General features: G+C 63.1%; 23 protein-coding genes and 1 pseudogene. 12 read left to right on the top strand and 12 right to left on the bottom strand.

Annotated elements, in window-relative coordinates; genetic code table 11:
* Positions 1 to 131: 131 nt before the first annotated feature.
* The 5 genes and pseudogenes from RM190_RS20210 to RM190_RS23445 form a co-directional block, all read right to left on the bottom strand.
* Positions 132 to 485 (bottom strand): hypothetical protein, encoded by a 354-nt coding sequence (locus RM190_RS20210; RefSeq protein WP_311761283.1) that lies wholly within the window; start codon positions 483 to 485, stop codon positions 132 to 134.
* 137 nt (positions 486 to 622) lie between these two features.
* Entirely contained in the window at positions 623 to 847 is a 225-nt protein-coding gene (locus RM190_RS20215; protein ID WP_311761284.1) for a hypothetical protein, read from the bottom strand.
* Positions 848 to 961: 114 nt separating this feature from the next.
* Entirely contained in the window at positions 962 to 1,327 is a 366-nt protein-coding gene (locus RM190_RS20220; RefSeq protein WP_311761285.1) for a hypothetical protein, read from the bottom strand.
* A 207-nt stretch (positions 1,328 to 1,534) separates the two neighbouring features.
* A complete protein-coding gene (locus RM190_RS20225; RefSeq protein WP_311761286.1) occupies positions 1,535 to 1,831 on the bottom strand; it encodes a helix-hairpin-helix domain-containing protein in 297 nt (98 codons plus the stop codon).
* Positions 1,832 to 1,881: 50 nt separating this feature from the next.
* Positions 1,882 to 2,013: pseudogene (locus tag RM190_RS23445) on the bottom strand (hypothetical protein); the annotation flags it as partial.
* A gap of 733 nt (positions 2,014 to 2,746) precedes the next feature.
* Here RM190_RS23445 and repA point away from each other — a divergent pair.
* The 3 genes from repA (at position 2,747) to RM190_RS20240 (ending at position 6,275) form a co-directional block, all read left to right on the top strand.
* Positions 2,747 to 3,931 carry a plasmid partitioning protein RepA gene (gene repA / locus RM190_RS20230; protein WP_311761287.1) on the top strand — a complete coding sequence of 395 codons (1,185 nt, stop codon included), beginning with the start codon at positions 2,747 to 2,749 and terminating at the stop codon, positions 3,929 to 3,931.
* 23 nt (positions 3,932 to 3,954) lie between these two features.
* Positions 3,955 to 4,917 carry a plasmid partitioning protein RepB gene (gene repB, locus RM190_RS20235; RefSeq protein ID WP_311761288.1) on the top strand — a complete coding sequence of 321 codons (963 nt, stop codon included), beginning with the start codon at positions 3,955 to 3,957 and terminating at the stop codon, positions 4,915 to 4,917.
* Positions 4,918 to 5,132: 215 nt separating this feature from the next.
* Positions 5,133 to 6,275, top strand: coding sequence for a helix-turn-helix domain-containing protein (locus RM190_RS20240; RefSeq protein ID WP_311761341.1), 1,143 nt, complete (start codon positions 5,133 to 5,135; stop codon positions 6,273 to 6,275).
* 21 nt (positions 6,276 to 6,296) lie between these two features.
* On the opposite strand, the gene RM190_RS20245 is transcribed toward RM190_RS20240, so the two are convergent.
* From RM190_RS20245 to RM190_RS20255, 3 genes are all read right to left on the bottom strand, one after another.
* A complete protein-coding gene (locus RM190_RS20245; protein ID WP_311761289.1) occupies positions 6,297 to 7,136 on the bottom strand; it encodes a tyrosine-type recombinase/integrase in 840 nt (279 codons plus the stop codon).
* Positions 7,137 to 7,527: 391 nt separating this feature from the next.
* A complete protein-coding gene (locus RM190_RS20250) occupies positions 7,528 to 7,650 on the bottom strand; it encodes a hypothetical protein (protein WP_311761290.1) in 123 nt (40 codons plus the stop codon).
* The gene (locus RM190_RS20255; protein WP_311761291.1) at positions 7,650 to 7,922 is read right to left on the bottom strand and encodes an IS66 family transposase; all 273 of its coding nucleotides are present in this window, start codon (positions 7,920 to 7,922) and stop codon (positions 7,650 to 7,652) included. The genes RM190_RS20250 and RM190_RS20255 overlap by 1 nt, the downstream gene beginning before the upstream one ends.
* A 125-nt stretch (positions 7,923 to 8,047) precedes the next feature.
* Here RM190_RS20255 and RM190_RS20260 point away from each other — a divergent pair, with 125 nt between their 5' ends.
* Together RM190_RS20260 and RM190_RS20265 are read left to right on the top strand one after the other, a co-directional pair.
* Complete coding sequence (locus tag RM190_RS20260) at positions 8,048 to 8,812, top strand: SDR family NAD(P)-dependent oxidoreductase (protein WP_311761292.1); 765 nt, start codon at positions 8,048 to 8,050, stop codon at positions 8,810 to 8,812.
* Between the two features lie 151 nt (positions 8,813 to 8,963).
* On the top strand, positions 8,964 to 9,218 hold the full coding sequence (locus RM190_RS20265) for a hypothetical protein (RefSeq protein ID WP_311761293.1): 255 nt from the start codon (positions 8,964 to 8,966) through the stop codon (positions 9,216 to 9,218).
* 160 nt (positions 9,219 to 9,378) lie between these two features.
* Here RM190_RS20265 and RM190_RS20270 read toward each other — a convergent pair whose 3' ends face one another.
* A complete protein-coding gene (locus tag RM190_RS20270) occupies positions 9,379 to 10,467 on the bottom strand; it encodes an ABC transporter substrate-binding protein (RefSeq protein WP_311761294.1) in 1,089 nt (362 codons plus the stop codon).
* A 357-nt stretch (positions 10,468 to 10,824) separates the two neighbouring features.
* Between RM190_RS20270 and RM190_RS20275 the strand changes: the two genes are divergently transcribed.
* The 4 genes from RM190_RS20275 to RM190_RS20290 all read left to right on the top strand — a co-directional run bounded on the left by RM190_RS20275 (position 10,825) and on the right by RM190_RS20290 (position 15,582).
* Entirely contained in the window at positions 10,825 to 11,856 is a 1,032-nt protein-coding gene (locus RM190_RS20275; protein ID WP_311761295.1) for a Bug family tripartite tricarboxylate transporter substrate binding protein, read from the top strand.
* 114 nt (positions 11,857 to 11,970) lie between these two features.
* Complete coding sequence (locus RM190_RS20280) at positions 11,971 to 12,873, top strand: amidohydrolase family protein (protein ID WP_311761296.1); 903 nt, start codon at positions 11,971 to 11,973, stop codon at positions 12,871 to 12,873.
* Between the two features lie 36 nt (positions 12,874 to 12,909).
* A complete protein-coding gene (locus tag RM190_RS20285; protein ID WP_311761297.1) occupies positions 12,910 to 14,940 on the top strand; it encodes a tripartite tricarboxylate transporter permease in 2,031 nt (676 codons plus the stop codon).
* A 111-nt stretch (positions 14,941 to 15,051) separates the two neighbouring features.
* Positions 15,052 to 15,582 (top strand): carboxymuconolactone decarboxylase, encoded by a 531-nt coding sequence (locus RM190_RS20290; RefSeq protein ID WP_311761298.1) that lies wholly within the window; start codon positions 15,052 to 15,054, stop codon positions 15,580 to 15,582.
* An 18-nt stretch (positions 15,583 to 15,600) separates the two neighbouring features.
* On the opposite strand, the gene RM190_RS20295 is transcribed toward RM190_RS20290, so the two are convergent.
* A complete protein-coding gene (locus tag RM190_RS20295) occupies positions 15,601 to 16,836 on the bottom strand; it encodes an MFS transporter (protein WP_311761299.1) in 1,236 nt (411 codons plus the stop codon).
* A gap of 247 nt (positions 16,837 to 17,083) precedes the next feature.
* On the opposite strand from RM190_RS20295, the gene RM190_RS20300 reads away from it, so the two are divergent.
* Positions 17,084 to 18,349 (top strand): LysR family transcriptional regulator, encoded by a 1,266-nt coding sequence (locus tag RM190_RS20300; protein WP_311761300.1) that lies wholly within the window; start codon positions 17,084 to 17,086, stop codon positions 18,347 to 18,349.
* A 51-nt stretch (positions 18,350 to 18,400) separates the two neighbouring features.
* On the opposite strand, the gene RM190_RS20305 is transcribed toward RM190_RS20300, so the two are convergent.
* Both RM190_RS20305 and RM190_RS20310 read right to left on the bottom strand, forming a co-directional pair.
* Complete coding sequence (locus RM190_RS20305) at positions 18,401 to 19,252, bottom strand: HpcH/HpaI aldolase family protein (RefSeq protein WP_311761301.1); 852 nt, start codon at positions 19,250 to 19,252, stop codon at positions 18,401 to 18,403.
* A gap of 12 nt (positions 19,253 to 19,264) precedes the next feature.
* Positions 19,265 to 20,239 (bottom strand): ABC transporter substrate-binding protein, encoded by a 975-nt coding sequence (locus RM190_RS20310; RefSeq protein ID WP_311761302.1) that lies wholly within the window; start codon positions 20,237 to 20,239, stop codon positions 19,265 to 19,267.
* 254 nt (positions 20,240 to 20,493) lie between these two features.
* Between RM190_RS20310 and RM190_RS20315 the strand changes: the two genes are divergently transcribed.
* Together RM190_RS20315 and RM190_RS20320 are read left to right on the top strand one after the other, a co-directional pair.
* The gene (locus RM190_RS20315) at positions 20,494 to 21,525 is read left to right on the top strand and encodes an amidohydrolase family protein (RefSeq protein ID WP_311761303.1); all 1,032 of its coding nucleotides are present in this window, start codon (positions 20,494 to 20,496) and stop codon (positions 21,523 to 21,525) included.
* Positions 21,522 to 23,201, top strand: coding sequence for a thiamine pyrophosphate-binding protein (locus RM190_RS20320; RefSeq protein ID WP_311761304.1), 1,680 nt, complete (start codon positions 21,522 to 21,524; stop codon positions 23,199 to 23,201). Before RM190_RS20315 ends, RM190_RS20320 begins: the two co-directional genes overlap by 4 nt.
* Positions 23,202 to 23,364: the final 163 nt, after the last annotated feature.

A 23,364-nucleotide genomic window follows, 5' to 3' on the forward strand; every position in this document is an offset into this window, starting at 1 on the left:
CGGGATTGATCTTAAGTTCCGAAAAGTCTTCCGCGGTCCCGCGCAGGTTCGGGTCGACGAAACGTCCACACATAGCTGCCTCCTCCGGATCCACGACACCCTCCCGCAAGCGACCCAAGAGAGCGAGGAGGTCAGCTCTCCTGGGCAAGGGCGCGAGCGTCGATCATTTTCTGTGCCCAATTGTCGCGAGTGGATAGGCGCGCCAGCGTTGCGGCCGCATCCATCAGTCGGTTGATCCGATCGACAGCCTCGGCCCGTGCCGCAGCGGATATGCCGAAATCCCCTGGCTCCCAATCCGCGCGCGCGACCTCATCGGCAATCTTCCAAACACCTTCTCTCAGCGCCTCTTCAGCAGCAACGGCCGCCGGTTCCGGAACCTGACGCTGTTGGCCAAAGGTCAGGCGGGCGTCATCGGTGACGGGACCGGGAGCGCGATACACAAGCTCCAGCGAGGGAGAGGTATCTATCGGATCATGTCTCGACATGGGAACCGCTATCAGAACATAATAGGAACAAAATTGTGCCGATCCTGTACGGAGTCGAGAGCTTGTCATTGTCCGGAGGGGCTCCGCCTACTTCCCCTGTTTGCCGAGGAGAGTTATAATGCCCTGTACCATCCGATTCAGTGAACCAGTGCAAAGAGGGTGCCATGGGGAACACTGAAAAGCAGATCTCCCGAGGAGACGATCTTGCCATCCGGGAAGTTCATGCCGTCTCCGAACTGAGCGACGACGAAGTGGAAACGGTTTTTGAGGAACTGGTCGCCCGCATCGATGCTGAGCGGCAGCCACCCCGAACGGAAACCTCCTAAGCTGTAAGACAGACGGTGACAACGTCCTGTCAGCACCGGAAACCTCGTCGTCCAAGCCCGGCGCTCACGCCAATCCCAGCATCGCTGGGTCATCCGGTGGCTCGCTCATCTTGGTGGTCGGGACGAGCCCGATCCCGCCGCTGCCAGTCTTCATCGAAAATCCCGCGTCTTCACCCGGATCGCGTCCAGATGCAGGTCACGGACATACATGTCGCGGCTGCGCAGCCCCCTGGAGGCGGCCTCGCGGGGATCGGGCGCGGGTGTGCCGTGGTGGAATTCGTCGCCGCGGCCGTGCGGCAGCGGAAAGGGCGCACCGCGCTCGCCGACGCTGGCGAGTTCGGCCGAGAGGTCGCTCAGGCGATGGGCGACGAGATGGACGACATCGCCCTCGCGCTGGATGCGACCCTTGACTGAGATCATGCCGGCGCCGAGGACAACGCGGCGATGCACCTTGAAGACCTTGGGCCAGACGACAAGATTGGCGATCCCGGTCTCGTCTTCCAGAGTGATGAACATCACCCTTGGCCGAACCGGGCCGCTGGCGGACAAGGACAAGGCCGGCCGCCTGGCACCAGCTCCGGTCACGCGCCCTCATCGCCTCGGCGAAGCTGACGATGCGGCGACGGGTCAGGTCGGGGCGCAGGAAGGCCACCGGGTGCTGGCGCAGGGACAGGCCGACATGGCTGTAATCGGCCACCACCTCGCGGCCGGCGTCCATCGGTTTCAGGGCCACGGGCGGCTCGACCGACCCGGACAGCAGCCCCCTGCCCTCTCTCCCTCGCTCCGCCCGGCCGCGGCAAACAGCGGCAACTCGGTCTCGGGCAGGCCCTTCAGCGCCCAGAGCGCCTCGCGCCGGGCCAGTCCGAAGGCGGCCCGAAACCCGTCGGCTTCAGCGATGCGGAAGAGGCTCGCCGTGGGCACCTCGACCCGGTGCCAGAGATTCTCGACCGAGGCAAAGGGCTCCTCCGCCCGCGCGGTAACGATCGCCGCGGCATGGGCATTGGCGAGACCTTTGACCATGCGCAACCCGAGGCGGACGGCAAAGCGGCCATCCTCCTCGATCTCGGCATCGCGGCCCCCCGCCCCACCGGCTCCAGACCCGCCCGCCGGCGCAGATAGGGATGGACCATGTCGCTCTGGATCGGGCCGGGCCGCACGATCGCCACCTGCACGACGAGATCGTAGAAGGTCCGGGACCTCACGGTTCATCACGCGGGACATGCTGGGGCTCTTCGATGTGTCGCAGTGGTCGACACCTGTATCGGGACTGGCAGCGGTGGCGCCTGCCCTGGGGGCGCGTTGATGTCGCTACGGGGCTGCGCGAGATGTGGGAGTGAGCGCTCAGCGGCGCAGTCAGCCTTACTGCCTGCTGCGGCGCGCCAAAATTTACTGGCGCGAACGCGAGGTAGCGCGTGGCTTTTCGCCACACCTTGCACCCTCGTGTCTTGAGAAACTTGGCTAGACTTCGCGCCGATCGGTCAGATGGTCGCCATTTTGGCGCATCATCGAGCAGAGCAAAGAGCTCGTACCGATGAAACCGATCTGCCGAGAGAGTGGCGCAGTTCGTCACCCGCAACTGTTCACCCACCGCATTGTTACGAACTGGCCCAAGGGCGAGCGCCCTGCCCTCCTCGAAGGCCGCTCGCTGCAGTCATAATGTACAGAATGCAGCTCGGCCGTACCTGCGCTGTGGCGATCGGCAGACGTCGTTGCAGGGGCGACAGGTTAGAGCAACTGTGACGAATGCCCCGGGCTCCACAAACTTCCGTCGCTGGCTTGGGCGATAGACAAGGTTTACAGCTGTAAATCCTGTCCATAACTTCCCCTAGGACCACGCTAAATGTTACGGAAGTAGCTTGACTTAGCCACCGGAATCACCCCACTTGAAGCCAAGTGGCGCGAAAAAAGCCATGTTTACGGAATTGAGGCAACCACATGATTCCCGTGACACCGCTCTCGGCTGAGAGATCATCGCTGCTCGCGACCGATATTTCGGAGCGGCTGAACGCGGCAATCCGAGAACATTTGCTTGCAGCATTTGCCCCCGACAGCACGAAAACTCTTCGAGAGTTCTCTGCCCCCGAGGTTGCTGAACTGCTTGGTGTTTCCGGACAGTTTATGCGGAAAGTTCACGGTGAAGAAGTTATTCCCGAGCCGAAGATAAATCGTGGAGGACGGCGATACTACTCAGCTCAAGAACTTTGGGCTGCCCGCGAAGTCCTTGAGAAGTCGTCGCGAAAGAAAGGGCGTTACTTGCCCCGCAGATCGTCTGACGAGAAGCTTCAGATCTGGCAACTCATGAACTTTAAGGGGGGATCCAGCAAGAGCACGACGACGGTTCATCTAGCCCATTACTTCGCGCTTCATGGATACCGGGTGCTCGCCCTTGACCTTGACCCCCAAGGCTCGCTGACCTCCATGTGCGGGATCAGCCCTGAGATCGAATTCGATGGCCTGACTGTGTATGACGCGATCCGCTACGACAATCCCGTGAGTATGGCCGAGGTAGTCGTTCCTACGTATTTCCCCGGACTATCGATCGCCCCTGCCCGACTTTTACTCTCTGAGTTTGAGACGGAATCCGCAGTCCATTCTAATGGCGATCAGCCATTCTTTACGAGGATCCGAAACGCGATCGCTCAAGTGGAAGGAGATTTCGACCTCGTTTTGATGGATAGCCCGCCACAACTCGGCTTCTTAACCATATCCGGCATGGCAGCTGCGAGTTCGATAATCGTTCCACTTACACCCTCGATGCTTGACGTGTCTTCGACTGCGCAGTTCCTGGAACTCGCCGGCGCATACATGGGAGTGATCGAAAATGCCGGTGCCGAGTTGCGATATGACCACTTTAAGTTCCTCATCACCCGTGATGAGCCAACCGATGTTCCCTCTCAACAGCTTACATCGTTCATGCGTGCGCTCTTTCAGGACAGAGTCATGTCGGCAACGGCACTGAAGAGCACCGCGATCAGCGATGCAACAATGCTTAAACAATCAATCTATGAAGTGGTGCGCTCAGAAATGACTCGCGGCACTTACGACCGTGCAAGAGGCTCAATGGACGCTGTCGGCAGTGAGGTCGAAGCAATGGTCCGCCAGACATGGGGGCGTAAGTAATGGCTCGAAAATCTTTGCGAGAAATGTCTGGGATCGCCAACACGATAGCGAGATCCGCGGATACTTCAGTGGAAAGACACCCTAGAATAAGCGCTCCCGCACTCGGCGCCCTCCAGGGATCCCTCGCATCAATCAGAGAAATTGATCCCGCGCTGATCGATGACTGGGGACCGGTTGACCGCCTAGACGAGTTTACAGCTGTAAACGACGATGATGACGGAGATGGCTTTGAGACGCTGATGACCAGCATCCGGGATCAAGGCCAACAGGTCCCTATCCTCGTTCGCCGGTCAAAAGTTGAAGGCCGCTACGAAGCCGTCTATGGCCGACGGCGTCTGAAGGCCTGCCGAGAGCTGGGCATAAAGGTGCGTGCCAATGTTCAAGATCTGGATGACCAGACGGCGCTGCTTGCAAAGGGCCTCGAGAATGCGGCTCGTCGCAACCTGTCGTTCTACGAGCGTGCAAGATTTGCAGAAGCGATTCTAGCTGCGGGTCATGATACTGCGACCGTCCGCCAAGTTCTCAATCTCACTGCACCAGGACTGTCCCACCTGACAAAGGTTACACAAGCCGTTCCCGCTAAGGTTGGTGCCATGATTGGCGCAGCCCCGAAATCCGGGAGGCCTAAATGGACGGCTCTCGCAGACCTATTCCTCACGAGCAAGTTGACGGAAGCTTCAGCGATCCAGATCCTTAAGACTTCGGGGGACAACCTGAACTCGGACAACCGATTAGACCGCTTACTACACGAGGCCGCGAAACGCGGTGCGCGACATGGGAGTATCCAAGAGTCGACTCCCGTTGACGGTGTAACGATACGGTCGGGCAGGGGCAGCGTATCTCTGACAGTAAAGCGCAACGGAGCCTCAGCACCTTTTGCAGCTTGGCTCGACAACCATCTCGCTGACTTGATCAAGCAATCGTACGAAGATTTTCTGAACGAGAATGATGCCACCACAACTCAACAGAAGGGGAGCGGACGCTAGGCAAAAAGAAACCCTCCGAAAGCGGTGAGCTAACGAAGGGTCCCTGTAACTTCGACACTTACTGGGTAACCCGAAAAACGAATCAGAGCAACACCGATTTCGGTGCACGGACCTCGTTTGCCGTCTGAAATCGCATGGATCACATCACATCCTCGGCAATTGCGGCCGGGGTACAAAATTCTTGTGCCCAAACCTTGGGGCAATCGGTCCTAGGCATGGGCTCAATCGCGGATCAGCCGGCTTTCCGGCCTATCTCGCGCCGGGAGATCATGTCCGCGGTCAACACCAGCAGACGCCAACTTGGCCTGCGCCAAGGATCTCTCGTAGTGTTAGATGCACTGCTGAGCTGCCTGGCCTGCCAAGACCAGAATGGCAAAGAAGCTCCAGTCACTCACTTGACCCTTCTTACTGTCTACGCGAGCAACGAAACGCTCTGCTTCCGGGCAAAGGGGCTCACAGACCGACAGTTGCGCCGCCACCTTTACACGCTCGAGAAGGCCAATTTGCTACGGCGGCGCGACAGTGCAAACGGCAAACGCTTCCCGATTATGTTACGCGGCAAAGCAATCGGTGCCTTCGGACTAGACCTTTCACCCCTCTTTGCGCGCGCCGATGAACTGATGATAATGGCTCAGCGACACCGCGAACAAGCCGAGGAACTACGCGGAGTTCGGGCGCGAGTCCTGCAACTCCGGGCCAAATGCCTCGGCTTGAAGCTCGATGACGTAACCGCTACCTTCGTCGAAGGTGTTGGGAACCTTATGCGCCGCGCCAGCCTGACGCTTGTCGAAGCACACACCGTCTTCACCCGCCTGACCACGGTCATCTCCAACCATTATTCTAACTCAGCTGTTGAAGGTTCGGAGCTTACCGAAGCCATCACCCCAGTGATATCGGCGACCGACGCCAACCACAGCTGCGCCAAGCCCACGGAAACACCATCGGTCTCGCCGGAAGCCACTAGCAGCCTCGTTACGACAAACATCCCCGTGGCAGCCCCACCCACCGCCGAAGATATGGATGCCGCCAAAACGCCCGCCTCTGACGGACAGAATGTCCGCCACATAGAGCCAGAGTCAGATACAAAAAAAAGAAACCACGGCAATGAACCTAATCAGCTATGGTCCGAACTGACCGAGGTCAACGCATTCTACGCCGCACCTACCAGCGTGAGTGACGCTACGGTTATCGCGTTCGAATTCGGAAGGATGCTTAGAATAAGCCGGGATATTCTTACCAGTGCTTTGGTCAAGATTAGCTTGTGGGATTTGCTTAGGATTGAGGACCGGATTGCCCAAAAGGCCGATACCATTCTCAATCCCGACGCCTATCTCAAAAGCATCCTTTCTACCCTGTAGGCGTAGCCGACGGTCGCCCCCTCACCCCAGCAAATCCGTGGCCGGGTTCTCGGCGATGTCGACATCGGCATAGTAGCCCTGGGCCTGCTGGACCGAGCGGTGCAGGCTGAGCTGCATGGCGGCGGGCAGGGGGGTATGGTCGAGCGCGGCCTGGGTCAGGAAACCGGCGCGCAGCCCGTGCGGGCTGGCGAACCCGGTCGGATAACCGGCCAGCTGCAGGCGGTGACGCAGCACCTGGCGCAGGCCATCGGCCGAGAGCCGGCGCCTGAGCACCCGGTCGGCCTGGCTCACCGGCCGGAACAGCGGCCCGTCCTCGATCCGCGCCACCGCAATCCAGCGCATCACCGCGCGGGCGGCGCGGCCCTTCAGCGGCAGCCGCGGCGCCAGCTCCGGGCCGCTGGTCTTGGTATGCAGAAGCCGCATGCGCAGCAGGCCGGTCTCGGCAAAATCTTCGCTGTCGATGTCGGCCCGGTTCAGCGCGACGATCTCGGACCGGCGCCGGCCGCCGGAGGCCCAGCCCAGCATCAGCAGCGCGCAATCGCGCAAGCCGCGATGGCTGGCGTCGCAGGTGGCGAGCAGTTTTTCCAGCACCTCGCGGGTGACCGGGTTGGCCGACTTGCGTTGCCGCGGCCGGGCGGCGGCGCGCCGGGCCCGGGTGCGGGCCTGGGCGATCAGCGGGCTCTCGAAGGGCGAAGTAAGATTCTTCATGCGGTGGAAGGCGCGCCAGGAGGCGATGCGGCGATCGAGGGTGGCCGGGGCAGGGCAGGCCAGGCTGCGGCGCAGTCCGGCCGCGATCAGCGCCTCGGCGACCTCGCGGGCCGGGCCGGCGGCCACGCCCAGGTCCCGGGCGTGTTCGAGCACGAAGCGCCACCGCCTCGGATTCCGGCCAGGCCAACTCTTCGCCGAAGGCCAGCAGCTTCCAGGCCGCGATATAGGCCAGGTCGCGCTCCCAGGAGCGCGGTTGTTCTCCGGGGTGCCGCGACGCGAGAGATCGGTGGGAGCCTCGGCCCAGGCGGCGGAGAGGGTAGGGGGCGCGATCGGCAATATTATGGCCGCGATCTGCGCGCCTCAGGCCCGGATCGCAAGAGTCACGATAAGCAGAAATTATCGCGCGCTATTACTAGCGAATCCAAGTTCGTATGTGATCCGCAATACTCATATTTATTGCGGATTATTAGAGAACTGCTTCGCATGTCTTTGAGACGAGCAAGCCCGTGGAGCAGGTAACTGGGCAGATTTCCAGGCAAGACGTTCAGGCGAGCGTGGCATCGATCAGCCTGAGGAGTGGCTGTATCGGTTCATTGGTCCCGTTGATGCCGAGCTGATCACCTAAATAGGCGAAGAAGGAGATGCCGAGCTTGCTGCAGGTTTTCATCAGGCCAAGCATGACGTCGCGTGCCTGGCGGCCATCGGTGCCATCGTGCCGCGCGAGGTCCGTCGCTTGGTCACGCAGGCGCGCAGGTCGTTTTGGTAGGCATTGGTGTGGAGCGGGATCTCCGGTCGCTCGAGCACCTTCAGCAATTCGTTCCTTCGCCTGTGCAGGCGAGCCAGCAACTGATCCAGTTCCTTATAACGGGTGCGCTGGTAACTGGGGCAGATTTTCGGGCAAAGTATTGTACTGGCGACGACGGCCTGTTTCAAACTCATATCAGCCGCGGGGGGATGACGCCTTGGAGACGCTAAGCATCGAAACGGACCAAGCGGTCTGACCCACGCGATCAAACGCGATGACTGAGCGATGGAGGAAAGCTTTGGATAACGGCGGAACGCGCGTGGCGCTGGTTACCGGCGGTGCCGACGGGGTGGGGCTGGCAACAGCGCTGCGCTTCAGGAAGGCGGGCATTGCAGTCGCCATCGCCGACATCGATCAGGGGAAGGCACAGGCGCGGGTCGATGAGGGAGCTGCCGACTTCGCCGTCAGATGCGACGTATCGGAAGAAGCCTCGGTCAAGGCGGCCATTGCCGCTCTCGATGAACGTTTTGGACGGCTCGATGCCGTAGTAAACAATGCGGGCGTCGGCAGTGCGCACAAGCCCACCCTCGAACAGGAAGCGGCTGAGTTCACGCGGGTTCTTGAAGTCCACCTGCGCGGAACATTCCTGATGTCGCGCGAAACAATTCCTCTGATGCTCAGGTCGGGGGGAGGCGCCATCGTCAACATCTCATCCATCGCTGGCGTAGTTGGCCTGCCCAGACGTAACGCTTACGGCGCGGCCAAGGCGGGGATTTCCCAGATGACGAAATCGATGGCCTGTGAGTTCGCGTCCCGGGGCATCCGGGTAAACGCTGTGGCACCAGGCTTCATAGCGACCGCTCTGGTGACGAGGCTCAGGGACGAAGGGTTCGTCGATTTCAGCCGCCTTTTCTCGCGTACCCCGATGGGGCGGCTAGGCGAACCGGCCGAGATTGCCGAAGTGATCCATTTCCTTTGCTCGCCCGCTGCGAGCTTTGTCACCGGCGCGGTACTTTCGGTCGACGGTGGCTGGTCAGCGTTCGGGGATGCCGGGCCAGCCTATGACGCGCAGACCCCGGAATGATCTGACGCTCATCTCGCGCGGCGGCTTACGTAGTCGATCCACCGCGGTGTACGTCGATGAAGAGGAAGTACTGGTCGCATGCGGATTATCAAGACCGTGATCGCGCCCGAAATTGCGGCCAGATATCCCCCTTTTTACGAAACCAGCACAAATGCCTATCGTCATCCATGAGATCGACGGGCCGAACCCGCGCAAGCAGGCGACGATCGCGGGTCTGGGCAAGACATTCCTGCCCTGGATCTCGATTTCCGAAGAGGTCGAGAAGGGGCTGATCGGCTACAGAGAGGTGGTCGATCCACCCCTGCTGCGGCATGTCGCGCTGGAATGGCGCGAGGACATGGACCCCGAACTGGCCTGGGCCATGCACGGGCTGCTGTCGACCCTGCTTACGTCAATGCTGCGCTAGGCGTCTTGTCTGCGAAAGTGGGTGAGACGCTTCGCCTGGACCGTGTTCAAGCGCAGGGTGATGCGGGAGGTCAGCGAGGCTGCCCTTTTGGGCGCGGTGCGCCGTCACAGGCTGATGGCCAACATGGGAGGTTGGGGCCTGCGGATGCGACGTGCGGGCGTCACCCGTCTGACAGCATAGGCAGGGCTTTTGCTGCCGGCCACATGTCGGCAAGGGCGTCAAAGGGAAGCTCCCGTTCCATTGCGCCGAGGCCGATGAACATGCGCTGCTGATATGCCAGATCTTCTTCTGATATAGAGAGGTCGCGGGAATAAGGGCGCTGCTTCTGGTTGAAATCCCAGACTGCCTTTGCCGATGCGATGTCGAATTGTTTCTGCGCGCTCCTGCGCGCGGCAAGGAATGAGTCCCGCGCCTCGGGCCGCATCAGATAGTCGTAAAGCGCGCCATAGGCGGCCATGACCGGGACCAGCGCTTCCCGCTTTTCCTCAAGCGCCACGCTCGAGGCATAGGCGGTCTGGAAGACATATTTGGGCAGGGCTTCCCACATCTGGCCATCGGGTGGGACGGCGAGTCCCTCGCTGTCGTTCAGATGTGAGATGCTGGAACAGCAGGCCTCTGCCTTGCCTTCGACCACCGCCTGAAAGGCCTGGTCGTTACTGCCGGCGTCAACGAATATCACACGCGATGCATCGATGTCTTTCTCGCGGAAAAGTTGCAGCATGAGCGCGTGCAATAGCCCGCGCTTCGGGCCGACCGCCACGGTCTTTCCTTCCAGATCTGCCAGACTAGCGACCCGATCCGGCCGCGCGAAGACGGCAAGAGCGGTCTTGCGCATGCCCGCTCCGGCAATCCTCACGGGCGCCCCCTGCGAGATGCGTGACAGCACCATATTGTAGCCCGAAACCAAGCAGATATCGCCCACGCCGCCCACAATCGCGTCGAAGGGGCCGGACGCGCCCTCTGCCAGGACCATGGTGGTATCCGCCCCGTATTTCCTAAGGAAACCTTGTTCCTCCATCAACAGGTTCAGGGTCGCGTTCTCCAGTCCCGGATTGCTGAGGATAGTAATCCGCGTCGCGGATGCGCGTGCAATATGCGGCGCGCCGAAGCTGCTTGTTGCCAGGGCGAGACCGAACATGCCAGCGCCCCTGAGGAAGCTGCGACGGTCCAACGGCTTTGTCATCGGATTTTTCCCTTCCTTGGCGTTTCGGCAACCATGTTTTGCACGCCGCCACCAATCAGGCGCCAATCCAAAACCGGGTCAGGGGCATCGGAAATCGGTCTGGATTCCCAGCCGCTTTGGGAGAGGTTACGCAGGGTGCCGGACAGAATTGCTATGAAAAATCATTATTTATCAGTTACGTGTAAATTTGACTTCAAATCCTCTCCTGCATCGAATCTCGGCTCGGGCCATTGGATTTCGATGTCTATGTATTCTCGCAACATCCGAAAGCGCTTAGGCTTGGGACATATCCAGACATTTGCCCGGATGGTCCGGGAATGCCTGAACGCGCGGACGCCAGCCCGAGGAAAGGGCAAGGAATCCGCACCGGCAGAGGCGGGCTGGTGCGCTCTGGCACGTGCGAAATGGAAGGGAGGAAAAGAAATGGAAATCACACGCAGAACCACGCTGTCTGGACTGGCCATCGTTATGGCCGCTCTCATTGTGGCCCCGGCTCGTGCAGAATCCGCAGAAGAATTCTACAAGGGCAGGACGCTGACCATACTCGTCAGTGCCCAGTCGGGCAGTCTTACCGACTTCGTTGCGCGTCAGTTCGCGCAGATCTATGTGAAGCATGTCCCCGGCCAGCCGGAGGCCGTGGTGATGAACGTGGTGGGCGCCGGAGGGATGGTGGCGGCCGCCTCGTTGCAATCCAAGCAGCCCAAGGACGGCACGGTCATCGGGTTTCTGCAACGCAACAACCTTTATGTGCCGCTGGTCGATCCGGCGCAGAATGCCTTCGATCCTCGCGAGGTCGCCTGGATCGGCAGTGTCGACAAGACCTATTACAGCATGGTCGCGATGACGCGCTCGGGCATCACCAATGCCGACGATCTGTTCCAGAAGGAACTGGTGATCGGGGCGACCGGATTCTCGAACGAGAACCGGACGCTGCCCGCGGTCCTGAACCAGTATCTCGGCACCAAGCTGACTGTCGTTCCGGGCTATACCGACCGGGGCGAGGTCTATCTGGCCATGGAGCGGGGCGAGGTCGATGGCTGGGCCTCGACGCTGGACGGGCTGACCTATGGTGAGCCCGAGCGCATGCTTGCCGATGGTTCGATGAAGGTGGTCCTGAACCTCGGCTGGGAAAGCCCGGAGGGTTTCGGCGACATCCCCAATCTCAGCCAATACGTCAAGGATCCCGAGGCGAAGTCGATCCTCGATTTCTTCATCCTGCCCTTCCAGGCGGGCCGGCCGCTGGCCGCGCCGAAGGATGTGCCGCAGGACCGTCTGGACGCGCTTCGCGCCGCCTTTGACGAGACGGTCAAGGATCCGTCCTTCATCAAGGCGATGACCGACCAGAACTACGCGGTCGACCCGATATCGGGCGATGAGGTCGCGCAGATCGTCACGACGCTTTTTGCGACGCCCGAGGCCGACCTCGCGGCAGTGCGCAAGATCCTGAAGCCCTGAGCCAGCTCTAACCGAAGCAGCCGCAACCGCCCTTCGATGCGCACCCCTCCCCGGTTCGGGGCGGGGAGGGCGCTTTGCTGCGCCGTCCATCCTGTTCCAGAGGGTAAGACCGACATGACCTACGACATCATCGACATCCATCCCCACATCATCTCGACCGACACCGCGAAATACCCCATCGCGCCGCAGGCGGGGCACCGCTCGAAATGGTCGGCCTCGCGTCCGGCGGATTTCGTGCAACTGGTGGCCGCGATGGACGAGGCGGGCATCGCCAGGGCCGCGATCGTCCATTCCTCGACCACCTACGGGCATGACAATTCCTATGTCGCGGACTCCGTGGCCTCGCAGCCGGATCGTTTCACCGGCGTGTTTTCCTTTGACCTGCTGGCCCCGGACGCGCTTGCGACCTTCGATTACTGGATGGGCCGTGGAATGGGCGGGATCAGGCTGTTCACCGGGGGCGCCACGCACCAGACCGATGGCAGCTGGCTGGTCGATCCGGCGACCTTCCCGGTCTGGGAACGCTGCGCCGAGGCGGGACTGAGCATGGTGATCCAGACGACGCCTGCGGGGCTAGGGATGGTGGCAGAGCTTGCCGCGCGCTTCCCCGGCGTGCGCATCGCGCTGGATCACTGCGCGCGTCCGGTACTTCGGGACGGGCCCCCCTATGCCGCCTGTTCGGAGTTGTTCGAGCTTGCCCGCTTCGACAATGTCTATCTGAAGATCACGCCCAAGACCTTCGAACTGGCTGAGGCCGCGCCCGGCGGGGCCGAGGCGTTTTTCCCCCATCTGGTCGCGACTTTCGGCGCGGACCACCTTGCCTTCGGCTCGAACTATCCGGCCTCGGCCGGCTCGCTCAAGGATCTGATCGCCCAGGGGAACGCCTGTCTGGCCTCGTTGGGCGAGGAGGATCGCGCATGGATCTGGAGCGGTACGGCGAAGGTTCTCTATCCGACGCTGGGAGGCAAGCGCGCCGAGGCGACCCGGTCCGCTGCCAGCGAGGAGGTGGGGCAATGATCGGAAGCGACCTGATCGCGGAGGCAGGACGGTAGCATGGAATTTTTCAGCGACTCAGTCGTTTTCACCGCCGCCGCGGATGCGCTCGGCCTCATCATGCAGCCCGAACGCATCATGTTCCTGTGGCTCGGGGTCTTCGTCGGGCTGGCGATCGGCCTGCTTCCGGGGGTGGGGGGGCTTACGGGCTTCGCGATCCTCGTGCCCTTCACCTATACGATGGATCCCTATTCGGCCTTCGCCATGCTGCTTGGCATGGCGGCGGTCACCACGACCTCGGACACCATTCCCGCCGTTCTTTTTGGTGCTGCCGCGCAGGCAACCGTGCTTGACGGCTTGCCCATGACCAAGCGGGGCGAGGCCGGGCGCGCGCTGAGCGCGAGCTATCTTGCCAACATGATGGGCGGTCTGATCGGGGCGATCATCCTCGCGGTCTCGCTGCCAGTGGTCCGTCCCTTTGTCCTTTCCATCGCGACGCCGGAGCTGCTGGCGATGACCATACTCGGGATCGCGATGGTTGCGACGCTGTCGGGGAAATCGCCGCTGAAGGGTCTGGTCGTCGCCTGTTTCGGCATTCTGGTCGGCATGGTCGGCACCGATACGCAGACCGGCCAGATGCGGTGGACGGGCGGGCTGCTTTACCTTCAGGACGGGTTGCCGATGCTGCCGATCCTGCTGGGCCTGTTCGCATTGCCCGAGCTTTGCGACCTTGCCATCCAGCGGACCTCGATCGCGCAGGACATGAAGTTCAGCCCGCGTCAGGGCATGCTGCAAGGCATCAAGGATGTCGGGCGGAACTGGTTTCTGGTCCTGCGTTGCAGCAGCCTCGGCGCCGTCCTTGGCGCGATTCCGGGGATGACCGGCTCGGTCGTGGACTGGATCGCCTATGGCCATGCCCTCCAGACCGAGAAGGGCGCGAAGGAGACCTTCACCAAGGGCGACGTGCGCGGCGTCATCGCGCCTGAATCGGCGAACAACGCCCGCGATGGTGGCAGCCTTGTCCCGATGCTGGCCTTTGGTGTGCCGGGGGGCGCGGCGCAAGCGATCCTGCTTGGGGCGCTGATGGTGCATGGCTTCACCCCCGGCCCCGACATGCTGACCAAGAACCTCGACCTGACCTATTCGATGGTCTGGTCCATCGCGCTGGCCAATATCTTCGGCGCGGGCACCTGCTTCCTCCTCAGCGGGCAATTCGCCAAGATCTCGACCCTGCGGTTCACGCTGGTTTTGCCGGTCATCATGTCCATCGTCTATGTCGGCGCCTTCCAGGGCTCGCGCAGCTGGGGCGACATGTATGTGCTGCTGATCTTCGGCCTGATCGGGTGGAGCATGAAGCGCCTGAAATGGCCGCGTCCGCCGCTGATCCTCGGGCTTGTCCTCGGCGCGCTGATCGAACGCTACATGTCGATCTCGTTCATCCGTTATGGCATGGATTGGGCGCTGCGTCCCGGTGTCATCGTGCTTCTGGCCTGCGCCGCGATGATCATGTTCAGCCCGGTGCTGCGCCTGCTTCGCAAGAAGAACCGGTCGACCATCGCGCTCAGGGACCGGCCCTATCTCGGCCTCGACGATCTGGCCTATGCCCTGTTCATCGCGAGCGGCGTCTGTGTCTTGATCACCTCGCGCGAATGGATCTTCAACGCGCGGATCGGGCCGACCGTCGTTGCCTCGACAATGGTGATCGCAGGCGGGCTGAGCCTGATCCACAAGACCTTCTTCAGGGAGGTCATGGCGGCCGAAGCGGGCGGTGTCCACATGGATATCGGCGACGACGGCAGCGAGGACCTGCCCACCCGGGTCATCCTGACAAGGGCCGCCCGCTTCTATGGCTGGTTCTTGCTGTTCCTGTTGTCGATGGCGCTGATCGGCCTCTTGCCCACGGTGCCGCTGGTCATCATCGCCTTCATGCGGGTCGAGGGCCGCGAGCCATGGCGGCTCTGCACGATCCTTGCGGCTTCGGTGACGCTGCTCCTCTATGTGGTGTTCCACCGGATCATCCATGTGCCCTGGCCGACCAGCCTGATGGGGGACTGGTTCCCGATCCTGAGGGCGACGATCCCCTCGATGTAGGGTCGCGCGTTGCGAGAACATCCGATGGCGGTCCCTCCGGTCCGCCATCTTCCTTTGCGGCGGGGCGGAACCTCCAATCCCCCGAACATCACATATCATCAGGAGAAGATCATGGTCGAAGATCGACTTGCGCGGATCAACCCCGATCAGGTGAGCGCGGATCAACAACGGGTCATCGACCGGCTGGGGGCTGGTCGGGGCCGGATTCCGACGCCCTTCAACATCTGGCTACACAGCCCGCGCCTTGCCGATGGGATGGAGATCATCGGCACCCATATCGACGCCGCACCCGCCCTGACCGAGGCCGAGAGCGAGGTGGCGATCCTCTTTACCGCCGTGCATTGGAACGCCCCCTATGTTGTCGCGAACCACCGCAAGCACGCGCTGAAGGCGGGCCTGCCCGAGGATGCCGTATTGGCCATCCTCGGGAAGCGCCGGCCCGACGGGCTGACCGGCCGGCTGGGCACCGTCGCGGATGCGGTCAGGCAGCTTCTGGCGGGGGAGGTGGTCGGGGACGAGGCCTTCGACCGCTACGAGGCCGAACTGGGGCGCGAGCGGATTGCCGAGTTGCTGGTGACCATCGGCTATTTCACCTCGGTCTCGCTGGCGATGAACCTGCATGCATTGGCGCCGAGGGCCTGAGCACTCAGTGCCATGCTCTCAATCGGCCTCGGCAACCGAGCCTGCCGCGCCCCTGACAAGGGGCGCGAGCAAGATGAAGCAGATGGCCAACACCACCACCGCGCCGAGCGTCGCGGCGCCTATGCCGATCCGGTCGGCGAAAAAGCCGATGATCAGCGCACCGAGGGCGGGGCTGCCCCGCGCGATCAGGCCGTGCAGGCTCAGCACGCGGCCATGCAGATGCGGAGGCGTGGTGACCTGCACGAAGGTCTGGGTCGAGATCAGCCCCCGTGTGGTGGCCGCACCCAGCAGCATCGCCGCAGCCGCCGCCAGCACCGGGGTCGTCGTCCGCGTCAGCAGGACGGCGGCGATGGCGCCCAGCCCCCAGAGCAACATGACGTCATAGAGCAGCCGCACCGGTGCGCGCCGGCCGATCGTCAAGCCCGAGATGATGGCGCCGAAGGCCGCCGAGCCGGTCAGCAGCGCCAGTCCCATCGCATTGCCGGGATAGGTCCGCACCGCGATCGCCGGCATCAGTTCGATCATCGAGCGCACGATCGTCCCACCCAGAAGCATCACTGTCAGGATCAGCCAGAGCGCCGGGGTGGCGATGACATAGGCGAAGCCATCGGTCATCTGGCGCAGGAATGGCTGGGATGCGGCAGATTTCTGCGGCGGGGCCAGCGACAGGCGGCCAAGGATCACGACATAGATTGTCGTCAGGAATGCGTTGGCGACGAAGACCCAGATGATATCCAGGCCCACCATCATCATCCCCGCCAGCGCCGGACCGATCAGGCGGGCGAGGTTCACGGTGACTGAGTTCAGGGCAACCGCCGCGCCCAGATCTTCGCGGCCGACCATCTGCCGGATCATCGCCAGTCGTGCGGGCTGGATCGCCGCCGAGATGGTGCCCTGCAGCGTCGTCAGCAGGATCACCTCGACAAGTCCCAGATGCCCGATGGCCAGCAGCACCGCCATCAGCACCGCCAGCAGCGCCGAGACCGCCTGCGCCCTGACATTCTGGCGCAGCCGGTCCCAGCGGTCTGCCGCGACCCCGGCGAAGGGGCCGATCAGCATGACGGGCAGCAGATCCCCCGCCGCCAGCACACCCAGCCAGAAGGATGACTGCGTCCATTCCCAGACCAGCCAGCCGCAGGCGATGCGCTGCATCCAGGTTCCGACCAGCGACAGCCCGTTCCCGAGGCAGAAGACCCCGAATTGCGTCCCGGTCAGGATGCGCAGCGTGATCGGCAGCTGGCGGGTGCTGTGCATGGCAATGTCTCAAAGCAAGGAAACGATGGTTTGGTCTATGGTTTCCTGGGAATTTCGTCCTTATCCGTCCCGAATGCCATCCGTCCATGCGGAAATCCTATGGCCTGCGGGCAGTTTCTATTGGCCGTCGCCGCAAGCGGCCGTTAGCCTCGTCTGCGGAAAGAACATGCGGCGCCGCCAGATGGAGGAGCCGCAGCCCGTGTTCCCGCGACGCGGAAGACGGGTGCCCAGAACAAGGGAGGAAGCCATGTTCCAACTCGCGGACGTTCCGAATTTGCGCCACCTGCGCATGGTGCAGGTCATCGGCAAGCTGGGTGGGGTGAGCTGCGCTTCGCGCGAGTTGAGCACCTCGCAGCCCGCGGTGACGCAGGCCGTCGCCAATATCGAGGCCGAGATCGGCGTGCCCATCTTCGAGCGTTGCGCGACCGGCACCTATCCCACGGCCATCGGCCGACAGTATCTGCTGCGCATCGACCGCTTCTTCGACACGCTGGACACGGCGCTGACGCAGGTGCTCGGCCGGCCCGATGGCCCCACCGAACGCCTCCCGCCGCGCATCGAGCGGATCATGACGGGAACGCAGCTCCGTGCGCTGATCGTGACCTGCGAACAGGGACGGGTGAGCGAGATCGCGAACTCGCTCGGCCTGTCGCCCGCCTCGCTGTTCCGCTCGGCCCGGACATTCGAACGCTCGCTCGGCAAGCAGATTTTCGACCGGACGGCGCAGGGGCCGATTCCGAACCGGACCGGAAGCTACCTCGCCCGCGAATTCCGCCGCGCCGTGCGTGAACTGGAACTGGCCAGGGGCGAGGTGCTGCTGGCCGCGGGAACGGAAAGCCTGGAACTGGTGATCGGCTCGCTGCCGATGGCGGGCTCGCATGATCTGGCGGTGGCGACGCGGCGCTTCATGTCCGCCTATCCCTCGGCGAAGGTGCGCCTCGTCACCGGCGAGTATCACAAGCTTTTGAGCGACCTGTCGAACAGCCGGATCGACATGATCTTCGGGATGCTGCGCCGTCCCGAATGGGCCGACGATGTCAGCGAGGAGGTGCTTTTCACCGACAACTACTGTCTGGTGGCGCGGGTCGGGCATGCGCTGACGCAGCTTGACGACATCACCCCCGCCGATCTGGCCGGCTATGAATGGGTGGTCCCGCAGCGGGGCACGCCGCGCCGGATCCGGATCGAGCAGATCTTCGACGATGAGCCGGTGCGCCCGCGCTTTCACCTCGAAACCTCGTCCCTGACCATGATCCGGTCCTTGCTGCTGAACTCGGACACGGTGACCCTGATGACCCGGTCGGAGTTGCAGAACGATGTCGAACTGGGCGTGCTGAAGGTCCTGCCCTGCAAGTTCCTCGACAATGTGCTGCTGAAGGGCGTGACGACGCGCAGCGACTGGTTGCCGACGGTGGCGCATAACGTGTTTCTGGACTGCCTGCGCGAGGCGACCGGAAAGACCAGCCACGCCGGAGGGTCGGGTTCGGACCCGGAGATCCGACTGGCCTCCTGACGATGGCCAGTCGGAAGGCAAGGGCCCGGAGCTGACGCTCCGGGCCTTTTCTCACATCAGCGATTTCGCCTTTTCCAGCGTCGCATAGCTGCGCGACGGGCCGGCAAAGAGAATGTCGTAGCCCTCGGTGATGACCTCGGCCACATTGCCCGAGGTGACATGCGGATGCGCGACGCGCATTCCCGCGGCCTTGGCGGCGGCAAGGATGCCGCGCTTGGCCTCGGCGACGACCGGATGCTCGTATTGGCGGGGATAGCCGAGCTGCTGGCTCAGGTCGCCCTCGCCGATCATGATGGCGCCGATGCCCGGAACCGCGAGGATCTCGGCGAGGTTCTCGACCGCCTCGACGCTCTCGATCATCACGATCACCATGATCTCGCCTTCGGGGACCAGCGGCCAGACATCCGCGCGTGCGTAATATTCCGGCACGCTCAGCCCCCAGTAGCGCGCGGCTGTGTTGGGCGCGTCGCCGCGCAGCCCCTTCGGCTCATAGTTCGGGGCGTCCTTGGGCCGGGCATAGCGGCAGGCGGCGACGGCGTTGCGCGCCTGCTCGGCGGTGGCGATATGGGGAAACACCACGCCATAGACGCCCTGGTCCAGCACCTGCTTGGCCATCCATGTGTTCATCTCGGCCCCGTTCGCGGGAATGCGGACGAAGGGCGTCACATCGGGCCGCAGGCTGGCGCCGTCGATCATGCGCCGCCGGTTCAGCATGAATTGCAGCGCGTCGCGCAGTTCCGAGGGCGAATAGGGCGTGTGCTCCATTTCGAAAAGCACGCCGTCGAGTTGGGACAGTCCCAACTGGATCGCTTCCTCGCGCTCGGCCCGGGCAAAGGCCATGGTCGGCTTGCGGCCCTCTTCCAGCGCCGCGATGATGCCATTCAGGCGTCCGATCTTGTCCATATCTCTCTCTCCTCAGAACGGCAGGAACATGTCTTCGGCCTCATAGAGCCGGGGGATCAGGCCTTGCTGATGGCCATAGCGGATCAGCGCCTCGATCGAGGCGCGGTTGGCCTCAAGCCCGTAGGGAACCGGATCGTCGCCGACGACCTGCATCAGCTTGCGGTCCTTCTCGGCCTGCTTGCCGGTCGCGGTGCCCGCGCGCAGCGCCTCGAGATAGGGGGCCTTGGCCTCGACGAAGGCATCATAGAGCGAACGGGCGAGGTCGGGATTTGCCTTCAGCACCTCCTCCTTGATCGCAAGCGTGCCGTGGATCGGATAGACGCCGTTCCGGGCATAGACCTCGCGGTCGAGCTGGGCGGCGTTGGGGAAAAGCTCGCGCAGGTCGTCGGGCAGGGCGGGGCCACTTTCGTTCCAGCCCTCGCCGGGCTTGCCGGCGCGTCCGATTCCGGCATCGCCGGTGCAGGCCGCGTCCAGCCTGCCCTCGGCCATCATCGCGACCAGCGAGGACCCTTCGGCGACATGGCGGACATTCGCGGGCAGCTTCAGGGCCGCGACATGCTCCTCGTCATCGACCCACCAGTTCACCTTGTCGATGTCGACGCCGTATTCGTTCTGCAGCAGGCCGCGTTTCCAGACCCCGGTGGTCACAGAATAGGCGCGAACCCCGAAATTCTTGCCCTCCAGATCCTTCGGGCTTTCGATGCCGGCATCCGGGCGCACCACGAGGCCCTCGTGATGGAAACGGCGCACGAAGAAGACCGGCAGCGCGATGATCGGCACGCCATAGGCGCGGGCGATGATATAGGTCGTCGGCGCGATTTCGCAGGCATCGAAGGCAAGGTCGCGCACCATCCGGCGGAAGGCGGCGATATGGGGCTTCACCTCCTCGAACTCCAGCCTTGCGCCGGACACGGCGACCGCGCCGGACTTCAGCGCCTCGGTATAGGGATAGGTGCGCAAGGCCACCTTGAGGGTGGGCGTGGACATGCGGATTCCTCTCTGATCGGAAACTGTTTTCCCCGTCGCAAACGGGGCCGACCTTCTTCTAATCCCGCCTCGCTGAAGTCGCTTAATAGGAGATCGCGCCCCGCCCATAGGATTGCGGCCGCGCGCCCCGACCCGGCCGGTTTCATATATGCGTGGCACGAATTCCGATTGGCGCCGCGAACTCCGCAGCGGCTAGGCAATTGGCAAGGAACCAAGACGTTCCGCGAACTTCCCTTTCAAGAGGTGCTGCCGCCATGATTATCGACTGCCACGGTCATTTCACCACCGTCCCGGCCTGTTTCCGCGACTATCGCAATGCCCAGATCGCCGATTTCAAGGCCGGCAAGACCTCGGACTTCTCGCCCGCGCCGGTGGTTTCGAATGACGAATTGCGCGAGGGGCTGGAGAAGAACCAGATCCGGTTGCAGAAGGAACGCGGCATCGACATGGCGCTGTTCTCGCCCATCGCCGGGCTGATGGGGCACCATCACGGCAACGAGGCGATGAGCAAGCATTGGTCGCGCACCAGCAACGATCTGATCCACCGCGTCACCGAGCTTTACCCGGAGCGGTTCGTGCCGGTCTGCCAGCTTCCGCAAAGTCCGGGCGTCGATCCGCGCGGCTGCATCGAGGAACTGGAGCGCTGCGTCCTTGAGCTGGGCTTCGTCGGCTGCAACCTCAATCCCGATCCGACCGACGGCTACTGGACCGACCCGCCGGTGCCGGACAAGTGGTGGTATCCGCTTTACGAAAAGCTGGTCGAGCTGGACGTGCCCGCCATGATCCACGTCTCGGGTTCGTGCAATCCAAACTTCCACGGCACCGGGGCGCACTACCTGAACGGCGACACTTCGGTCTTCATGCAGCTTCTGCTGTCGGACCTGTTCAAGGATTTCCCGACGCTGCGCATGGTGATCCCTCATGGCGGCGGCGCGGTGCCCTATCACTGGGGCCGATATCGCGGACTTGCCAATGACCTTGGCCGCCCGCCGCTGGCCGAGGCGCTGATGAACAACGTGTTCTTCGACACCTGCGTCTACCACCAGCCCGGCATCAACCTGCTGACCGAGGTGATCCCGGTCAAGAACGTGCTTTTCGGTTCCGAGATGGTGGGCGCGGTGCGTTCGATCGACCCGGAGACCGGTCACGCCTTCGACGACACCCGCCGTTATGTCGAGGCGCTGGAGCTTTCGCCCGGGGACCGGCAGGCGATCTTCGAGGAGAATGTGCGCCGCGTCTATCCGCGTCTCGACGCCCGTCTGAAGGCGATGGGAAAAGCGGCATGAGCGGAGCGCGCACAGCCGCCCGCATCCTCGTCGACCAGCTTTTTCTGCAGGGCGTGGACCGCGTCTTTTGCGTGCCGGGCGAAAGCTTCCTCGCCGTTCTCGACGCGCTGCATGACAGCCCCGAGATCGAGCTGGTGACATGCCGTCACGAGGGCGCGGCCGCGATGATGGCCGAGGCGTACGGCAAGCTGACCGGCCGGCCTGGCATCCTCTTCTGCTCGCGCGGGCCGGGGGCGACCAATGCCTCCTCGGGGTTGCATGTCGCGTTTCAGGACAGCACGCCGATGATCATGTTCATCGGCCAGAACCCGCGCGACGTGATGACCCGCGAAGGGTTTCAGGAGGTCGATTACCGCTGCACCTTCGGGACGCAGGCCAAGGCGGTGCTGCAACTTGAGGACGCCGCGCGGACCGCTGAACTCGTCACCCGCGCCTTCCAGCTTGCTCTGTCAGGCCGCCCCGGTCCGGTGGTCATTCCGCTGCCGGAGGATGTCCTGGCCGAAACCGCCACAGTCCCCGACGGCCGCCCGGCGATGCGGTTTGCCAATGCGCCCGCGCCCGATGCCGTGTCGCGCGTGCGGGACATGATCGCGGCGGCCCGCCGTCCGGTGGTGATGCTGGGCGGTTCCGGCTGGACGCCCGAGGCGGTCGCGGCGATCCGCCGCTTTGCCGAGGAAAGCGGGCTTCCCGTCACCGCCTCGTTCCGGCGGCAGGACCTCCTCGACAATGACAGCCCCAGCTATATCGGAGAGATCGGCCTTGGCCCCAACCCGAAGCTGGTCGAGACGGTGACAAGCGCGGACCTGATCCTCGTCATCGGGGCGCGGCTGGGCGAGATCGGGACGAATGGCTATACCATCATGGACATTCCCTGTCCCCGGCAACGGCTGGTCCATGTCTATCCCGGCGCGGACGAGATCGGCCATGTTTATCAGCCCGAACTGGGCATCGTCAGCGATCCGGCAAGCTTCGCGCTGGCCCTTGCCGCAGGCGGGCCGGTCCGTGGCGAATGGGGCGACTGGCTGAAGGCCGCACGCGCGAATTTCGAGGCATGGACCGCGCCCCGGACCAGCCCCGGCGCGATCCAGATGTGCGAGATCATGGCCTGGCTGGACGGAAACCTGCCCGAGGACACGATCTATACCAACGGCGCGGGCAACTTCACCGTCTGGTTGCATCGCTTCCACCGCTATCGCCGGTTCGGAACGCAGGTCGCGCCGATCTGCGGCTCGATGGGCTATGGCATCCCGGCGGCGCTGGCGGCGAAATTCGCGCGGCCCGACGCCGCGGTGATCTGCATTGCGGGCGACGGCGATTTCCAGATGACCTGCACGGAACTGGCCACCGCCGCCGCGCATGGGCTGAAGATCCGCATCCTGATCCTGAACAACGGGATGCTGGGCACGATCCGCATGCATCAGGAGCGGCAATACCCTGCCCGCGTCTCGGGCACCGACCTGTCGCTGGGCAATCCCGATTTCACCGCGCTGGCGCAATCCTATGGCGCGCATTCCGAACGAGTCGAGCGGACGGCGGATTTCGCGGCGGCCTTCGCCCGTGCCGATGCCCATGACGGTCCTGCCGTCCTCGAGATCATGATCGACCCCGAGGCCCTGACGCCCGCCGCTTCGCTGAGCCAGATCAGGGAGACCGCGTTGCAGGCGGTGCCCGGCTAAGCCCGGAGGCGATATTGGAAATCAACCTGCGACCATCGGAATTGAGCATGCCCTTATTCTCGGGAATGCCGGGCAGGCCTAACCTGAAAGGCATGAAGCCAATCGCAGACATATCAACCCGGTCGGACATGCCTTCGACCGCGGGGACAGGCCTTGCGCCGCG

This window comes from Paracoccus broussonetiae, from assembly GCF_031854425.1.
Lineage (GTDB): Bacteria > Pseudomonadota > Alphaproteobacteria > Rhodobacterales > Rhodobacteraceae > Paracoccus > Paracoccus broussonetiae.

What these genes read in the sequence shown, in the direction of transcription:
- RM190_RS20210 (WP_311761283.1), bottom strand. Translation starts at nt 485, where the DNA reads ATGTCGAGACATGATCCGATAGATACCTCTCCCTCGCTGGAGCTTGTG.
- RM190_RS20220 (WP_311761285.1), bottom strand. Translation starts at nt 1,327, where the DNA reads ATGTTCATCACTCTGGAAGACGAGACCGGGATCGCCAATCTTGTCGTC.
- RM190_RS20225 (WP_311761286.1), bottom strand. Translation starts at nt 1,831, where the DNA reads ATGGTCAAAGGTCTCGCCAATGCCCATGCCGCGGCGATCGTTACCGCG.
- repA (WP_311761287.1), top strand. Translation starts at nt 2,747, where the DNA reads ATGATTCCCGTGACACCGCTCTCGGCTGAGAGATCATCGCTGCTCGCG.
- repB (WP_311761288.1), top strand. Translation starts at nt 3,955, where the DNA reads ATGTCTGGGATCGCCAACACGATAGCGAGATCCGCGGATACTTCAGTG.
- RM190_RS20240 (WP_311761341.1), top strand. Translation starts at nt 5,133, where the DNA reads ATGGGCTCAATCGCGGATCAGCCGGCTTTCCGGCCTATCTCGCGCCGG.
- RM190_RS20250 (WP_311761290.1), bottom strand. Translation starts at nt 7,650, where the DNA reads ATGAAAACCTGCAGCAAGCTCGGCATCTCCTTCTTCGCCTATTTAGGT.
- RM190_RS20255 (WP_311761291.1), bottom strand. Translation starts at nt 7,922, where the DNA reads ATGAGTTTGAAACAGGCCGTCGTCGCCAGTACAATACTTTGCCCGAAA.
- RM190_RS20265 (WP_311761293.1), top strand. Translation starts at nt 8,964, where the DNA reads ATGCCTATCGTCATCCATGAGATCGACGGGCCGAACCCGCGCAAGCAG.
- RM190_RS20275 (WP_311761295.1), top strand. Translation starts at nt 10,825, where the DNA reads ATGGAAATCACACGCAGAACCACGCTGTCTGGACTGGCCATCGTTATG.
- RM190_RS20280 (WP_311761296.1), top strand. Translation starts at nt 11,971, where the DNA reads ATGACCTACGACATCATCGACATCCATCCCCACATCATCTCGACCGAC.
- RM190_RS20285 (WP_311761297.1), top strand. Translation starts at nt 12,910, where the DNA reads ATGGAATTTTTCAGCGACTCAGTCGTTTTCACCGCCGCCGCGGATGCG.
- RM190_RS20290 (WP_311761298.1), top strand. Translation starts at nt 15,052, where the DNA reads ATGGTCGAAGATCGACTTGCGCGGATCAACCCCGATCAGGTGAGCGCG.
- RM190_RS20295 (WP_311761299.1), bottom strand. Translation starts at nt 16,836, where the DNA reads ATGCACAGCACCCGCCAGCTGCCGATCACGCTGCGCATCCTGACCGGG.
- RM190_RS20300 (WP_311761300.1), top strand. Translation starts at nt 17,084, where the DNA reads ATGTTCCAACTCGCGGACGTTCCGAATTTGCGCCACCTGCGCATGGTG.
- RM190_RS20305 (WP_311761301.1), bottom strand. Translation starts at nt 19,252, where the DNA reads ATGGACAAGATCGGACGCCTGAATGGCATCATCGCGGCGCTGGAAGAG.
- RM190_RS20310 (WP_311761302.1), bottom strand. Translation starts at nt 20,239, where the DNA reads ATGTCCACGCCCACCCTCAAGGTGGCCTTGCGCACCTATCCCTATACC.
- RM190_RS20315 (WP_311761303.1), top strand. Translation starts at nt 20,494, where the DNA reads ATGATTATCGACTGCCACGGTCATTTCACCACCGTCCCGGCCTGTTTC.
- RM190_RS20320 (WP_311761304.1), top strand. Translation starts at nt 21,522, where the DNA reads ATGAGCGGAGCGCGCACAGCCGCCCGCATCCTCGTCGACCAGCTTTTT.